This window comes from Cellulosimicrobium sp. GQ32 (assembly GCF_059758455.1).
In genome coordinates, this window is the sequence record NZ_JCAXEP010000005.1 from 291,607 (window position 1) to 306,243 (window position 14,637).

The 14,637-nt window shown below is 73.6% G+C and carries 13 protein-coding genes and 1 tRNA gene; 6 read left to right on the forward strand and 8 right to left on the reverse strand.

Annotated features, from left to right (window positions below; translation table 11 throughout):
• Positions 1–2: 2 nt before the first annotated feature.
• Together AC6CH9_RS10920 and AC6CH9_RS10925 are read right to left on the reverse strand one after the other, a co-directional pair.
• Entirely contained in the window at positions 3–506 is a 504-nt protein-coding gene (locus AC6CH9_RS10920) for an FHA domain-containing protein FhaB/FipA (protein WP_498154894.1), read from the reverse strand.
• 10 nt (positions 507–516) lie between these two features.
• Positions 517–1,224, reverse strand: a complete 708-nt coding sequence (locus AC6CH9_RS10925; RefSeq protein WP_047230883.1) for an FHA domain-containing protein — start codon at positions 1,222–1,224, stop codon at positions 517–519.
• A 326-nt stretch (positions 1,225–1,550) separates the two neighbouring features.
• On the opposite strand from AC6CH9_RS10925, the gene AC6CH9_RS10930 reads away from it, so the two are divergent.
• Both AC6CH9_RS10930 and AC6CH9_RS10935 read left to right on the forward strand, forming a co-directional pair.
• A tRNA-Leu gene (locus AC6CH9_RS10930) sits at positions 1,551–1,633 on the forward strand.
• A gap of 428 nt (positions 1,634–2,061) precedes the next feature.
• Positions 2,062–4,773 carry a pectate lyase family protein gene (locus AC6CH9_RS10935; RefSeq protein WP_498154895.1) on the forward strand — a complete coding sequence of 904 codons (2,712 nt, stop codon included), beginning with the start codon at positions 2,062–2,064 and terminating at the stop codon, positions 4,771–4,773.
• Between the two features lie 169 nt (positions 4,774–4,942).
• On the opposite strand, the gene AC6CH9_RS10940 is transcribed toward AC6CH9_RS10935, so the two are convergent.
• Both AC6CH9_RS10940 and AC6CH9_RS10945 read right to left on the reverse strand, forming a co-directional pair.
• A complete protein-coding gene (locus tag AC6CH9_RS10940) occupies positions 4,943–5,290 on the reverse strand; it encodes a DUF6389 family protein (protein WP_498154896.1) in 348 nt (115 codons plus the stop codon).
• A 4-nt stretch (positions 5,291–5,294) separates the two neighbouring features.
• A complete protein-coding gene (locus AC6CH9_RS10945) occupies positions 5,295–6,578 on the reverse strand; it encodes a glycosyltransferase (RefSeq protein WP_498154897.1) in 1,284 nt (427 codons plus the stop codon).
• Positions 6,579–6,732: 154 nt separating this feature from the next.
• Between AC6CH9_RS10945 and AC6CH9_RS10950 the strand changes: the two genes are divergently transcribed.
• Genes AC6CH9_RS10950 through AC6CH9_RS10960 form a run of 3 tightly spaced genes read left to right on the forward strand, consistent with a single transcriptional unit; the run spans position 6,733 to position 9,618 of the window.
• A complete protein-coding gene (locus AC6CH9_RS10950) occupies positions 6,733–7,107 on the forward strand; it encodes a PadR family transcriptional regulator (protein ID WP_498154898.1) in 375 nt (124 codons plus the stop codon).
• The gene (locus AC6CH9_RS10955) at positions 7,107–8,486 is read left to right on the forward strand and encodes a permease prefix domain 1-containing protein (RefSeq protein ID WP_498154899.1); all 1,380 of its coding nucleotides are present in this window, start codon (positions 7,107–7,109) and stop codon (positions 8,484–8,486) included. Before AC6CH9_RS10950 ends, AC6CH9_RS10955 begins: the two co-directional genes overlap by 1 nt.
• A 40-nt stretch (positions 8,487–8,526) precedes the next feature.
• Positions 8,527–9,618: a squalene cyclase gene (locus AC6CH9_RS10960; protein WP_498154900.1), complete on the forward strand. Its 1,092-nt coding sequence runs from the start codon at positions 8,527–8,529 to the stop codon at positions 9,616–9,618.
• On the opposite strand, the gene AC6CH9_RS10965 is transcribed toward AC6CH9_RS10960, so the two are convergent.
• The 4 genes from AC6CH9_RS10965 to AC6CH9_RS10980 all read right to left on the reverse strand — a co-directional run bounded on the left by AC6CH9_RS10965 (position 9,543) and on the right by AC6CH9_RS10980 (position 13,800).
• Positions 9,543–10,595, reverse strand: coding sequence for an ABC transporter substrate-binding protein (locus AC6CH9_RS10965; RefSeq protein WP_498154901.1), 1,053 nt, complete (start codon positions 10,593–10,595; stop codon positions 9,543–9,545). The genes AC6CH9_RS10960 and AC6CH9_RS10965 overlap by 76 nt on opposite strands.
• Positions 10,596–10,688: 93 nt before the next feature.
• A complete protein-coding gene (locus AC6CH9_RS10970; RefSeq protein WP_498154952.1) occupies positions 10,689–11,471 on the reverse strand; it encodes an ABC transporter ATP-binding protein in 783 nt (260 codons plus the stop codon).
• Positions 11,472–11,593: 122 nt separating this feature from the next.
• Positions 11,594–12,667, reverse strand: coding sequence for an iron-enterobactin ABC transporter permease (fepG, locus tag AC6CH9_RS10975; RefSeq protein WP_498154953.1), 1,074 nt, complete (start codon positions 12,665–12,667; stop codon positions 11,594–11,596).
• 38 nt (positions 12,668–12,705) lie between these two features.
• The gene (locus AC6CH9_RS10980; protein WP_498154902.1) at positions 12,706–13,800 is read right to left on the reverse strand and encodes an iron chelate uptake ABC transporter family permease subunit; all 1,095 of its coding nucleotides are present in this window, start codon (positions 13,798–13,800) and stop codon (positions 12,706–12,708) included.
• A 230-nt stretch (positions 13,801–14,030) separates the two neighbouring features.
• Between AC6CH9_RS10980 and idi the strand changes: the two genes are divergently transcribed.
• Complete coding sequence (gene idi / locus AC6CH9_RS10985) at positions 14,031–14,627, forward strand: isopentenyl-diphosphate Delta-isomerase (protein ID WP_498154903.1); 597 nt, start codon at positions 14,031–14,033, stop codon at positions 14,625–14,627.
• Positions 14,628–14,637 lie beyond the last annotated feature (10 nt).

Genomic DNA, 14,637 nt, shown 5'->3' on the forward strand with positions numbered 1-14,637 from the left:
GGCTACCTCTGCAGCTCGACGACGGACTGACCGATCCGCACCCGCGTGCCCGGACCCAGCGGCGTCACCTGGCCGATGCGCTGGTCCTCGACGTAGGTGCCGTTGGTGGAGCCGAGGTCCTCGACGAACCAGGACCCGTGCTGCGGGAAGATGCGCGCGTGGCGCGACGAGGAGTAGTCGTCGTCGAGGACGAGCGTGCAGCTCGGTGCGCGGCCGATGAGGATCGACGACGTCGTGAGGGGGATCGTCGTGCCGGTCAGCGGGCCGGCGGTGACGACGAGCCGCGACGGGCCCGCGGGCGCGGCGGGCCGCGAGGGCTCGGGCGCGGCCGGGGTGGCGCCCGACGTCGGGCGGGCGGCCGGGGCGGGGCCGCCCTTCTTGCCGCGGCGTGGCGTGATCTTGGTGCCGTACAGGTCCCGACGCAGCACCCCGATCGCGGAGAGCACGAACACCCAGAGCAGCACCAGGTAGCCCAGCCGCAGCAGGGTGAACGTGAGGTCGGTCATGCGGGCCGGATCACCACTCCTCGTTGTCGGACGCGCCGGTCCAGAACATGATGCGGGTACGGCCGATCGTCAGGGAGTTGCCGTCGAGCAGGGTCGCGGCCGGCACCTGGTGCCCCTCGACGAACAGGCCGTTGGTCGAGCCGAGGTCCGTCGCGATGACGCCCTCCGGCGTCACGCGGATCTCCAGGTGGCGGCGCGAGACCCCCGGGTCGTCGACGACGATGTCGGCCTCCGAGCCGCGGCCGATGACCGTGACCGGGCCCGTGAGCAGGTAGCGCTGCCCGTCGATGTCGACGAGCGGGTGCCGCGTGCTCGGGGACGCGGACGTCGCGGGCGCCACGTTTCCGCGCACGCTGGCCGAGCGGAGCTGGAAGCGGCCGACGTCGAGCGTGTCGTTCTGCTCGAAGCTCACGCTCACCGGGCCGACGAACGCGTAGTGCTGCGACGCCGCGTACTGCGTGACGTTCGACGCCAGCTCGTCGGCGAGCGTCTCCGCGCCCCACCCCTCGACCTGGCCGAAGTCGTCCACCGACAGCTCGATGGTGAACTCGTTGGGCACGACCGTGCGCTCGCGGTCCACGACGGCGGCGCGGTCGTCGACCTCGCGCCGCAACGCGCTCGCGAGCTCGACGGGCTTGACCTCGCTGCGTCCGACCTTGGCGAACGCGTTGTTCACCACGCGCTCGACGCCCTTCTCGAAGCGGTCCAGGACTCCCATGCCACCTCCTCCCTCGTGCTCGCTCGTGCTGCGGCTCGTGCCGCGGTGCTCGTCTGCGCCTCCCGGACCGTGCTCCCGACGGCCCCTGGTGCACACCTGCGTCCCGGGCAGACTACCTAGATCGTATCGATCACGTCTGCGACGGAGGCCCGATTCGTCGCACGATCTCCGGACGGATGTGGCGCGTTCGGGGCGGAGCGTGTGAACGTCGGGCGCGCAGCCCTCGGCGCCTCGTGGCGGTGCGCGACGACCGGCACGTGGCGGCCGTCACGCCCTGCCGCGCGGTTCCAGGCGTCGTCGTGCATCGTGCTAGTCTTCTGCGGCACGCGCGAGTGGCGGAATGGCAGACGCGCTGGCTTCAGGTGCCAGTGTCCGAAAGGGCGTGGGGGTTCAAGTCCCCCCTCGCGCACGTGGCGAGGGCTTCGACTACTCAGTCGGAAGACCCGCGGAAGAGTCCCGGTCAGGTGAGCCTGACCGGGACTTCTTGCATCCCGGGCTCCTCCTGATCCGATCCCCGCGCCAGGAGCGTGGAGCGCTCCCCCGCTATCGGGTCGACAGGGGTCAAGAATTCGTCAAGTAGTTGCGGCTTGCGCGATGGGAAACCGGTATCCTACGATCGGGAAACCGGTTACCCAGGTCTCGACCTCATCCGAGCGCCTCGACGAGCTCTTCCGAGGCGGGCTGCCCGACGTCGTCGTCGGCCGCCGCGCAGGGCGCACGACCCGGCGCCGACGCACCAGGACGAGGTCGCCGCGTCGACCGACGCGAGCGCGGACCTGGAGCCGTGAGTCACCACGCACTGCCCCCCAGTTCGATGACGAAAGGTGAGGCACCACGATGAGACGACCCGTCGCACGACGACTGCTCGCGGCCACCGCCGCGACGGCCCTGGCGGCCACGATGGGCGTGATGGCCCTGACCACGACCGCGAGCGCGGCCGTGACCGGCAGCCCGACCGGCTACGCGACCCAGAACGGCGGCACGACCGGTGGCGCCGGCGGCCAGACCGTCCGCGCCACGACCGGGACCCAGATCCACGCGGCCCTGTGCAGCAGGGCCAGCGACGACACCCCGATCGTCATCGAGGTCGAGGGCACCATCAACCACGGCAACACGGCCAAGGTCTCGGGCGACAGCTGCAACACGGCGGCCGGCGTGATCGAGCTCAAGCAGATCAGCAACGTGACGATCATCGGCGTCGGCAACGGCGCGACGTTCGATCAGCTGGGCATCCACATCCGTGAGGCCAGCAACATCATCATCCAGAACGTCACCGTGAAGAACGTCAAGAAGTCCGGCTCGCCCACGTCCAACGGCGGCGACGCCATCGGCATGGAGAGCGGCGTCCGCAACGTGTGGGTGGACCACGTGACGCTCGAGGCGTCGGGCGGGGAGTCGGAGGGCTACGACGGCCTCTTCGACATGAAGGCGGGCGTCCAGTACGTGACGCTGTCCTACAGCATCCTGCGCAACTCCGGCCGCGGCGGCCTCATCGGCTCGAGCGAGAGCGACACGTCCAACGGGTTCGTGACGTTCCACCACAACAAGTACGAGAACCTCGACTCGCGCACGCCGCTGCTGCGCGGCGGCATCGCCCACATCTACAACAACCACTACGTGCAGCTCAACGAGTCCGGGATCAACTCGCGGGCCGGGGCGAGGGCGAAGGTCGAGAACAACTACTTCGAGGACTCGAAGGACGTCCTCGGCACGTTCTACACCGACCAGAAGGGCACCTGGCAGGTCGCCGGGAACGTCCTCGACAACGTCACGTGGTCGAGCCCGAGCGGTGACATCCAGCCGGCCGGCCCGAACCTGACCTCCACGACGTCGGTCAGCATCCCGTACTCCTACACGCTCGACGGCGCGAGCTGCGTGCCGAACCTCGTGAACCAGACCGCGGGCGCGAACAAGGGCCTCAAGGTCTCGGACGGCTCGTGCACGCCGCAGACGCCGGACCCCGACCCCACCGACCCGACGGACCCGACCGACCCGACGGACCCGGGACCCGTCGACCCGACGGACCCGCCGGAGCCGACGGCGGAGACGATCTACGTCGCACCGGACGGCAGCGCGAGCGCCGCCGGCACGCTGTCGGCGCCGACGACGCTCCCCGCCGCGATCGAGCGCGTCGCCTCGGGCGGCGAGATCTTCCTGCGCGGTGGCACGTACGACCTGTCGTCGACCGTCACGATCGAGCCGGGCAACGACGGCACGTCGGGCGACCGCACCCTGCTGTCCGCGTACCCCGGGGAGCGGCCCGTGCTCAACTTCTCGGCGCAGGCCGAGGACCCGGCGAACCGCGGTCTCGCGATCGGCGGCGACTGGTGGCACGTCTACGGCATCGTGGTCGAGCACGCGGGCGACAACGGCATCCTGCTCGGCGGCAGCAACAACGTCATCGAGCGCGTCGTGACCCGCTACAACCACGACACCGGCCTGCAGCTCTCCCGTCTCGTGGCGGGCGCCCCGGCGAGCGAGTGGCCGTCGGACAACCTCGTCCTCAGCAGCGAGTCGCACGACAACGCGGACTCGGACGGCGAGGACGCGGACGGGTTCGCGGCGAAGCTCACGTCCGGTCCGGGCAACGTGTTCCGGCACACCGTCTCCCACCACAACATCGACGACGGCTGGGACCTGTACACGAAGTCCGACACCGGACCGATCGGGCCCGTGACGATCGAGAGCTCGCTCGCCTACGAGAACGGCACGCTCTCCGACGGTGGGCAGGCCGGTGCGGGCGACCGCAACGGGTACAAGCTCGGCGGCGAGGACATCAAGGTCGACCACGTCGTGCGCAACTCGTTCGCCGTGAACAACGGCAAGCACGGGTTCACGTACAACTCGAACCCGGGCTCGATCACCGTCAGCGGCAACGTCGCGGTCGGCAACGCCGAGCGCAACTTCAGCTTCGACGCCGGGACCCACCGGTTCACCGGCAACGTGTCGTGCGACTCCGGGGCGAACGACAAGACGGTCGGCACGGACGCGGGCGGCAACTCGTTCTGGTCCGGCTCGAACGGGTCGGCGTGCTCCGCCTACGACGGTGAGCTCGGCTGGTCGTTCGCGGCGGACGGCTCGCTCCGGGTCACCTTCGGCGGCGAGCCGACGAACCCGACCGACCCCACGGACCCGACTGACCCCACCGACCCGACGGACCCGACGGACCCGACCGGCCCGCCGTCGGGCACCAACCTCAGCATCGGTGCCGGCGCCGACGGTTCGAGCAAGGGCAGCGGGACGAGCTATGGCAACGCGATCGACGGCAGCACCGCGACCTGGTGGTCGCCCAGCGGCTCGACGGGGACCCTCTCCGTCAAGTGGGGCACCGCGACGACCGTGGGCCGGGTCGTCGTCAAGGAGGCCGCCGGCGGCGGCACAATCGGGACGTGGCGCCTCGTGAACAACGACACGGGCGCCGTCCTGAAGACGGGTAGCGGTGCGGGGGCCATCACGTTCACCGCGACGTCGCTCAAGAAGATCAACCTCGAGATCACCGGCGCGTCGGGCACTCCCCGCGTCGCCGAGCTCGAGACCTACGCCGGGTAGCCCGACCCTCCTCCGGGAGACCCGTGCACGACCCCGGGCGGGACCACCCGGTCCCGCCCGGGCTCGACAACGGCCCCGCCGCGCCGTCCGCGGCGGGGCCGTCGCCTCCCGCCCGTCGTCGGAGTGGCGACGCCACGCCGCCTCGGACGGCAGAGCGCGTCGGACGGGTTCAGGGTGCCAGCACGAGCGGGACGCAGGTGCCGTGCCCGTCGTGCCCCTCCACCCGCCCGGGGGTGAGGAGGGGCACGGCGTGGACGGGGCCGCCTCGCCGTGCACGACCTCGAAGAGGGTGCGGAACGGCTCGACGGCGCCGGTTCAGGACGAAGACGTCGGGACCGTCGAGCGAGACGACGACGTCGAGCGTGCCCTCGCCGTCCTGGTCCGGGAACACCGTCACGACGACCTCCTCGGCGGCGTCGGGCAGCGCGTCGACGACGGCGCGCAGGCGACGGACCGCCTCGGGCGCCGCGGCGTCGAGGTGGTCGCGCAGCCGGCGGGCGTGGGTCTCGGCGTCCATCGGGTCACCGTAGCGGCGGCGCGGTGCTCCCGGCGTCGAGGTCCTCGAGCTCGGCGACGAGGGTGCTGTGCTCGGCGTCGCGCCGGACCGCGTCGCCGAGCGCGGTGGCCCGGCGCGTGTACGCGGGGTCGTCGAGGACCTGCCGGACGGCGCGCGCGACCCGCTCGGCGGACGCCTTCCGTGAGAGCGCGACGCCCGCGCCGCGCAGCGTGACGCGCGCGGCGTTGTCGCCCTGGTCGCGCCCGTGCGGGAGGACGACGACGGGGCAGCCCGCCGCGAACGCCTTGAGGAGCGTGCCGTGGCCGCCGTGCGTGACGACGAGCGCGGCGTCGCGCAGCACCTCGTGGTGGGGAGCGGACGCGACCACGGCGACGTTCGCCGTGCCCGGCACCGCGTCCGGCGCGAGCCCTTGCCCGGTCGTGACGACGCCGCGCACGGGCAGCGTCGCGAGCGCCGCGACGATCCGCCGCAGCAGCGCGGCCTGGTCCTGGAACGTGGACGACAGCGCGACGAGGACGAGCGGGTCGTCGCCCGGCGGCGCGGTCCAGGGGGCGTCGTCGGCCCACGCCGGGTCGTCGAGCACGGGCCCCACGTACCGGGCGTTCGCCGGGAGCGGGCCGGGGAGGTCGAACGCGGGGCTCGTCATGACGAGCTGGCGGCGCGCGGCGCTCAGCTGCTCCCACGAGCGCGCGAGCGGGTCGAGGCCCAGGTCGGCGCGCAGGGCGTTGAGCCGGTCGCGCGTGTAGCGGTCGAACACGCGCGTCGAGAGGCCGGTGATCGTGCGGTCGCGCAGCCGGCCGAGCGGCCCGCGCGCGGGCGTGAGTCCCGCGCCGAACGGCGTGCGGCCGGGCGTGGGCAGCGCGTAGACGTTGGGGATCAGGACGTCGAACGGGATCCCGCGTGACTGCGCCGCGACCATCGCGCCGAACGCGAAGACGGAGGTGACGACCAGGTCGGGTCGCTCGTCGTCGACGGCGTCGAGGACGTCGTGCGCGTAGTCCGCCGCCGGCCCGGCGATGAGGTGGTCGCCCATGTCGCGTGCCTGGGCGAGCAGGCTCGGCGCCGCCCAGTCCTGGAGGGGGTCGTGCGCCGGGTCGCGGTCGGGGCGGTTGGGCGCCGTGCGCCACGGGACGAGCGTCGCATCCGTCGCGCGCACCTCTGGCGCCATCGAGTCCTCCGCGAGCACCCGGACGCGGTGCCCGCGCTCCACGAGCCGACGCGCGGCCCCCACCTCGGGCGGGACCGTCCCGCCGCCGTCGGTCAGGGCGAAGAGGTACGTGCGAGGCATGGCGGGCCCCCCAGGTCGCTGTCGGCGCGAGGTGCGACTCCGGTCGGGACGTCACGGCCGCGTCGGCAGGAACCACGCTAGACCGCGAGGCCGCCGAGCCAACCCTAGATCTGCTAGGGTCAGTAACCCTAGAAGAACTAGGCATAGGAGTGCCATGCGTATCGACAAGGACCTCGTGGCCGCGTCGGCCACCCCGCTCGTGCTCGGGATCCTCGCCGACGGCGAGTCGTACGGCTACGCGATCCTCAAGCGCGTCGACGAGCTCTCGGGCGGCCGCATGCGGTGGACCGACGGCATGCTGTACCCGCTGCTGCACCGGTTGGAGCGGCTCGGGCTCGTCGAGGCGTCGTGGGGCACGTCCGACGTCGGCCGGCGCCGCAAGCACTACGCGATCACCGCTGCCGGGCGCGAGGCGCTCGTCGAGCGCCAGGCGCAGTGGGACGTCGTCGCGCACGCGCTCCACCAGGTCTGGCGCACGGCGCAGGACGGGCTCCAGAGCCCGCCGCGCGTCGCGGAAGGGTGGGCCTGATGGGCGCCGCGACCGCGCCGACGGACGGGGCCAGCCCCGGCCCGCACGCCGCGCTCGAGGCCCAGATCGACCAGTGGCGCGGGTACGTCCGCCGCCGCGAGGCCATCTCCGGCGCGGACGTCGACGAGATGGAGGACCACCTGCGCGAGCGGGTCGAGGACCTGCGCGCGACCGGGCTCGACGACGACGAGGCGTTCCTCGTCGCGGTGAAGCGCATGGGTACGCTCGACGACCTGTCGCGCGAGTTCGCGCAGGAGCACTCCGAGCGGCTGTGGAAGCAGCTCGTCCTCGTCGGCGAGCAGCCCACGGGCCGCACGCGCTCGTGGCGCGAGCTCGCGGTCGTGCTCGGGCTTGCCGTCGCCACCGGCATCACGGTCAAGGTCGCGACCGCGGTCCTCGACCCGGAGACCGTCGGCCTCAACGTCGGGCTCCTCGTGCTGCCGTTCCTCACCGCCTACCTCGCGTGGAAGCGCCAGGTCACCGCGCGGGTCGTCGGGGCGCTCGCGGTGCCGTTCGTCGTGCTGGGCGTCGTCCTCAACGTGTACCCGTTCCAGCCCACGGGCTCGACCCTCGTCCTCGCGGCGCTCGCCGCGCCCGTGACGCTGTGGGCCGTCGTCGGGCTCGCGTACGTCGGGGGCCGCTGGCGCTCGGACGCGCGTCGCATGGACTTTGCGCGCTTCACCGGCGAGCTCGCCGTGTACTACACGCTCCTCGCGCTCGGCGGCGGGGTCCTGCTCGGCCTCACCGCGGGCGTCTTCTCCCTCGCCGACGTCGACCTCGAGCCCTACCTCGAGGACTGGATCCTGCCGCTGTGCGTCCCGGCCGCGCTGATCGTCGCCGCGTGGCTCGTCGAGGCCAAGCAGAACGTCGTCGAGAACATCGCTCCCGTGCTCACGCGCGTCTTCACGCCCCTGACGCTCGTCATGCTCCTCGCCGTGTTCGTCGTCCTCGCGACCGCGGGGAACCTCGCCGCCGTCGACCGCGAGCTGCTCATCCTCATGGACGCGATCCTCGTGCTGGTCCTGTGCCTGCTCCTGTACTCCGTCTCGGCGCGCGACCCGCTCGCGCCCCGGTCGCTCTTCGACGGGCTCCAGGTCGTCCTCGTCGTCGCGGCGCTCGCTGTCGACGCCGTCGCGCTCACCGCGATGCTCACGCGCATCGCGGAGTTCGGCGTGAGCCCCAACAAGGCCGCGGCGCTCGGGCTCAACCTGCTCCTGCTCGTCCACCTCGTGTGGTCCGCGGTGCTGGCGACGGCCTTCCTGCGCGGGCGCCGCCCGTTCGCCGACCTCGTGGCCTGGCAGACCCGGTTCCTGCCCGTGTACGCGGTGTGGGCCGCGGTCGTCGTGGTCGTCTTCCCGCCGGTCTTCGGGTTCGTCTGACGGGCTGACGCCGGCTGCGGTCCGGGCGTAGCGTGACGGGATGGCCGACACCGCTCCCGGAGGGCCGCCCGACGGCGGGCTGGTCGACTGGCTCCTCGACGCCGACCCGGCGCTGCGCTGGAGGGTCGAGCGGGACGTCGTGCACGCGCCACCCGAGGTGTGGGAGGCGACGCGCGCACGCGTGGCGACCGAGGGCTTCGGCGCGCGCCTGCTCGCGCTGCAGGACCCCGACGGCCAGTGGGCCGGCGGCGCGTACTTCCCCGCGGACGTGGGCGCCGTCGACGCCGCGACCGACGCCGCGTACGACGCCGGTGGCAGGCCCGAGGAGGGCCAGCCCTGGACCGCGACGACCTGGTCGCTCGTCGCGCTGCGCGAGTGGGGGCTCGACCCGGGCGTGCTGCGCGCGCGCCGCACGCCCGAGCTGCTCGCGGCGCACAGCCGCTGGGAGTACGACGACCTGCCCTACTGGGGCGGCGAGGTCGACTGGTGCATCAACGGCTACACGCTCGCGGCGGGTGCATGGCTCGGGGTCGACGTGTCGGAGCTGCTCGCCGCGGTGCTCCGAGGCCGGCTGCCCGACGGCGGGTGGAACTGCGAGTGGGTGGAGGGCGCCACGGTGTCGTCGTTCCACTCGACGCTCAACGCGCTCAAGGGCCTCCTCGCGTACCAGGAGCTCGCGGGCGGTGGCGACGAGCTGCGCGCGGCGCGACGGTCCGGCGAGGAGTACCTGCTGCGCCGGGGCCTGTTCCGCCGCCTGAGCACGGGCGAGCCTGTCGGCGACTGGGTGTTCCGCCTCGCGTACCCGTTCCGCTGGTACTACAGCGTGCTCAACGCGCTGGTCTACCTCCGCGAGGCCTCGCTCCTCGACGGGACGCCGCCGGACCCGCGCGCGGCGGACGCCGTCGAGCACGTCCGCCGCGCCCGGCGCCCGGACGGCACCTGGCTCCAGGGCCGGCGGCACCCGGGCCGGGTGTGGTTCGAGGTCGACGCCCCCGCGGGCGAGCCGTCACGCTGGCTCACCTACCACGCGACAGTCGTCCTCGACTGGTGGGACGGTCAGGACGCGGGCGGTCCCGAGACGACCTCCGCGCCGTCGAGCACCGCGATGAGCTCGTCGAACCACTCGACGTAGCTCGCGTAGGTGAACGGCCGCTTGTCGTCCCACCCGACGACCTGGCCCGCCCGCACGGCGGGCAGCTCGGCGTAGACCGGGGTGGCGGCCATCGCCTCGTCGGATCCCGTGTAGCTCAGCACGACGTCGGCCGGGTGGTCGGGCACGCGCTCCCAGCTCAGCTCGGCCCAGCCCTCCTGGTCCTGCGGCCCGCCGATCGTGAAGCCCAGCTCCTCGAGCAGCGCGAGCTGGCCCAGGTTCTTCTGACCGACCCACAGCTGCTCCGCGCCGTTGAGCGGCAGGATCGTCAGCGGCTTCTCGGCCGCGATGCCGCGCAGCGTGTCGAGCCGGTCGTCGAACGCGGCCTTCGCCTCCGTGACCTCCGGTGAGTCGACGTCGCCGCCGAGCGACTGCGCGAGCGACGCGTAGTCCTCGATCACCTCGACCACGGGGCGGCCCGAGAACTTCATGCCGACGAACGGCGCGACCGCCGTCGCCTCCGTGGTGACCTTGTCGTCCCACCAGGTCCAGGCCGTGCCGTCCTCGTTGCCGAACCCGATCACGAGGTCGGGCTCGAGCGCGAGCAGCTTCTCCAGGTTGAGCTCGGCGTCGGCTCCGACGACCTCCATCTCGTCGACCCGGGCGTTGCCGATCGACAGCGCGCCGGCGTCGGAGAAGCCGTAGCCGAACACCCCGGCGGGCCGCACGCCGTAGTCCCACAGCGCCGCGGCGGTGTAGCCGTCGACGACCAGGGTGTCCGGCGCCTCGTCGAGCTCGTACGTCGTGCCGTAGCCCGAGGACGTCCAGGTCCAGTCTTCCGCGGCCGCGGACGGGGCCGCGCCGTCGGCGCCCGGGTCGGTGGCGGTCGAGCACGCGGCGAGCGTGGCCGCGAGCCCGACGGCGATCGTGCCGGCGGCGAGGGGACGCACCGCGCGCCGGGGCCGGGTCTCGTGGGCCAGCGTGGGCAGGGTGGACGAGGGACGGGTGCTGCGGGTCATGCGATGCTCCTCCGACGAGGCGGTGCGGGCGAGCGCAGGACGGTGGGGGGCCGGTCGGGCGGGTGGGTCGACCGGCGGGGAACGGGGTCGCGGTCAGACGCGGCGGGGACGACCCTCGGGCACGACGAGCGGGGTGCCCGTCACGGGGTCGGCGATGATCCGGCACGGCAGGCCGAACACGCCCTCGACGAGCTCCGCCGTCACGACGTCGGCCGGGGCTCCCTCGGCGACGATCGCGCCGTCCTTCATGGCGATGAGGTGGGTCGCGTACCGGCACGCGTGGTTGAGGTCGTGCAGCACGGCGACGAGCGTGTGCCCGCGGTCGCGGTTGAGGTCGGCGCACAGCTCCAGCAGCTCGATCTGGTGCGCGATGTCGAGGAACGTCGTCGGCTCGTCGAGCAGGAGGATCGGGGTCTCCTGCGCGAGGACCATCGCGACCCACACGCGCTGGCGCTGCCCGCCGGAGAGCTCGTCGACGAGGCGGCCCGAGAGCTCGGTCGTCCCGGTCGCGGCGAGCGCCCCGACCACGGCGGCCTCGTCCTCGCGCGACCACTGCCGCAGGAGCTTCTGGTGCGGGTAGCGCCCGCGCGCGACGAGGTCCGCGACCGTGATGCCCTCGGGGGCGATCGACGTCTGCGGCAGGAGCCCGAGGCGGCGCGCGACCTCCTTCGCGGGGATCGAGGAGATCGAGCGGCCGTCGAGCACGACCTGTCCCTGCGACGGCTTGAGCAGGCGCGACAGCGCGCGGAGCAGCGTCGACTTGCCGCACGCGTTCGGCCCGACGATCACGGTGAACGACCCGTCGGGGATGCTCACGTCGAGGCCGGAGGAGATGACGCGGTCGTCGTAGCCGACCGTGATCCCTTCGGCGTGCAGGCGGTCGGCGGGCGCGACGCGGTCCGCGCGCGCGTCGGTCGACGCGTCGGCGACGGCGCCGCTCGGGGCGGCCGCGAGGTTCGTGAGAGCCACCGAGGTCCTTCCGGTCTGCGGGTTCGTGGTCACTTGCGGGCCTCGCGCACGAGGAGCCAGACGAGGTAGGCGCCGCCGACGCTCACGGTGACGACGCCGACGGGGAGCTGGGTGGGCGCGAACGCGCGCTGGGCGACGAGGTCGCTCGCCGCGAGCAGGACGGCGCCCATGACGGCGGCGGGGAGGATCCGCACGCCCGCGGCGCCGGTGAGGCGGCGCGCGAGCTGCGGGGCAGCGAGCGCGACGAATGCGATGGGCCCGGCCGCCGCGGTGACGAGCGCCGTGAGCGCGACGCCGACGATGACGAGGGCGAGGCGCACCCGCTCGCTGCGCAGGCCGAGTGCGGCCGCGGCGTCGTCCCCGAGCTCCAGCAGCCCCATGCGCGGCGCCAGCCACACGAGCGGCAGCGCGAGGAGCGCCGCGAGCACGCACGCGGGCACCGCCTGCGCCCACGTCATACCGTTGAGCGACCCCGCCCCCCACACGGCGGCCGCCATCGCGGTCTCGAGGTCGGCCTTGATGATGAGCCACTGGTTGACGGACGCGAGCATCGCGGACACGGCGATGCCGACGATGATGAGCCGGAACCCCTGGACCCCGCGCCGGTACGCCAGGAGGTACACGACGCCCGCGGTGACGATGCCGCCGACGAGCGCGCCCGCCGCGACGCCGACGTACCCGCCGCCGAGCAGCATGATGACGACGAGCGCGCCCGTGTACGCGCCGGTGTTGAACCCGATGACGTCGGGGCTGCCGAGCGGGTTGCGCGTGAGGGACTGGAAGATCGCGCCGCTCGCACCGAGCGCGGCGCCGAGCACGAGCGCCATGAGCGCGCGCGGCAGGCGCCACTCGACGACGACCATGTGGACCGGGCCGTCGGCCGCGCCCACGAGCGCCTGGAGGACCTGCGGGACGGTGAGCGGGTAGTCGCCGGTGGTCAGCGCGACGACGCCGATCGCGAGCGCGACGAGCAGCAGCGCCCCGCACACCCCGAGCGTGCGCAGGTCGAGCCGGAGGCTCGCGCGGCCGCCGAGCCCGCGCACGACGCGCGTGGGGCGGCCGAAGTCGAGGCGGTGCGTGCGGTCGGGCGCGGGCTCGCCCACGCGCGGTCCCACGGGCGCGTCGTCCCGGACCGGGGCGCTCACAGCCCGCTCGCCTTCGAGCGGCGCACGAGCGCGATGAGGACGGGCGCACCGACGAAGGCCGTGACGATCCCGACCTGGAGCTCGCCGGGCATCACGACGACGCGGCCCACGACGTCGGACACGAGCAGCAGGACCGGCGCGAGCACGGCCGAGTACGGGAGGATCCAGCGCTGGTCGGGGCCGACCGTCCAGCGCGCGACGTGCGGCACCATGAGCCCGACGAACGCGATCGGCCCGGCGGCCGCCGTCGCGGCGCCGCACAGGAGCATCACCGCGACGCCGACGAGGATGCGCGTGCGCCCGACGTGCGCGCCGAGCGAGCTCGCGAGGTCGTCGCCGAGCGCGATGGTGTTGAGCGGGCGGGCGACGACGAGCGCGATGACGAGCCCGACCACGACGAACGGCGCGATCGTGCCGGCCATCTCCATCGTGCGGCCGGCCAGCGAGCCGGCGCCCCAGAAGCGCATGCGGTCGAACGCCGCGGGGTCGAGCAGCGTGATGCCCTGCGAGATGCCGCCCAGGACGGCCCCGAGCGCGACGCCCGCGAGGGTCAGGCGCACCGGCGTCGCTCCCCCACGCCCCTGCGACCCGATGGCGTAGACCGCCACGGTCGCGACGACCGCCCCGGCGAACGCGAACCAGATGAAGGACTGGATGTCCGTGAACCCGAGGAACGCGACCGCGAGCACGACGGCGAAGGCCGCCCCGGCGTTGACGCCGAGGATGCCCGGGTCGGCCAGCGGGTTGCGCGTCATGGCCTGGATGAGCCCGCCCGAGACCCCGAGCGCGGCGCCGACCAGGAGGCCGACGATCGTGCGGGGCAGCCGCAGGTCGCGGATGATCACGTGGTCGCCCGAGCCGTCGTACCCGGTGAGCGCGTCCCAGACGGTGCCGAGCGGGACCGGCTTGGAGCCGACGACGAGGCTGAGCACGATCGCGAGCACGAGGACCACGACGGCGACGAGGAGCCCGAGGCTGCGCCCCGCGTTCGTGCGGGCGACCCCGGCCGGGCGGTCGACGCGGTCCGTCGCGGGCCGGAGGGTCCCGTCGGGGACGCCGACCGGAGCGTCGGCGGTCGCGGGCGAGGTCATGGTGCTCGGATCTGCTCGGGGGCGCGTGCCCGGTCGGTGGAGGCCCAGTGAGGTTACCCTCACCTTAATTCACGCCAGGGTGGGCCCGGCAAGGCGGTGGGGCGCGCCGTCGGGGTGACTCCCCTCACGGCCGAGCCTCGCCAGGCTTTCCTCCCGGGCCCCGCCGCGGGGTCCCGCGGAGTCCTGACAGCGTTTCCCCGTGCAGGTCCGGCGTGTGCGAGAGTGGCCGCATGACCTCGCACGTCCCCGTCGCCGCCGACCACGTCGTCACCGTCGACGACCAGGGTCGCCGGACCGGCACCTTCGAGCGCGCCGCGGTCCACACGACCGAGACACCTCTCCATCTCGCCTTCTCCTGCTACGTGCTCGACGACGCGGGCCGCCTCCTGCTCACGCGGCGCGCGCTCGCGAAGCGCACGTGGCCGGGCGTGTGGACCAACTCCTTCTGCGGGCACCCGCGCTGGACCGAGACCACCGAGGAGTCGATCGTCCGCCACGCGCGGCACGAGCTCGACCTCGAGGTCGCGGGCCTCGAGGTCGCGGTGCCGGGCTTCCGCTACCGCGCCGTCGACGCTTCCGGCGTCGTGGAGAACGAGATCTGCCCGGTCTACGCGGCGCGCGCGGCGGGCACGGTCGTGCCGAACCCCGACGAGGTCATGGAGACCGCCTGGGCGGACCCGCGCGACGTCGCGCGCGCGGTCGCCGCGACCCCGTGGGCGTTCAGTCCGTGGATGGTGCTCCAGGTCGCCGCTCTCGGCGCCGCGAGCACCGAGGGCGAGGGCCCGGCGGCGCGCCTCGCCGCGGCGTTCGGACCCACCTCCGCCTGACGCCGGCGGC

Coding starts and splice junctions, on each gene's coding strand:
- AC6CH9_RS10950 (WP_498154898.1), top strand. CDS start 6,733: ATGCGTATCGACAAGGACCTCGTGGCCGCGTCGGCCACCCCGCTCGTG.
- AC6CH9_RS10945 (WP_498154897.1), bottom strand. CDS start 6,578: ATGCCTCGCACGTACCTCTTCGCCCTGACCGACGGCGGCGGGACGGTC.
- AC6CH9_RS10965 (WP_498154901.1), bottom strand. CDS start 10,595: ATGACCCGCAGCACCCGTCCCTCGTCCACCCTGCCCACGCTGGCCCAC.
- idi (WP_498154903.1), top strand. CDS start 14,031: ATGACCTCGCACGTCCCCGTCGCCGCCGACCACGTCGTCACCGTCGAC.
- AC6CH9_RS10980 (WP_498154902.1), bottom strand. CDS start 13,800: ATGACCTCGCCCGCGACCGCCGACGCTCCGGTCGGCGTCCCCGACGGG.
- AC6CH9_RS10955 (WP_498154899.1), top strand. CDS start 7,107: ATGGGCGCCGCGACCGCGCCGACGGACGGGGCCAGCCCCGGCCCGCAC.
- AC6CH9_RS10920 (WP_498154894.1), bottom strand. CDS start 506: ATGACCGACCTCACGTTCACCCTGCTGCGGCTGGGCTACCTGGTGCTG.
- AC6CH9_RS10935 (WP_498154895.1), top strand. CDS start 2,062: ATGAGACGACCCGTCGCACGACGACTGCTCGCGGCCACCGCCGCGACG.
- AC6CH9_RS10940 (WP_498154896.1), bottom strand. CDS start 5,290: ATGGACGCCGAGACCCACGCCCGCCGGCTGCGCGACCACCTCGACGCC.
- AC6CH9_RS10960 (WP_498154900.1), top strand. CDS start 8,527: ATGGCCGACACCGCTCCCGGAGGGCCGCCCGACGGCGGGCTGGTCGAC.
- AC6CH9_RS10925 (WP_047230883.1), bottom strand. CDS start 1,224: ATGGGAGTCCTGGACCGCTTCGAGAAGGGCGTCGAGCGCGTGGTGAAC.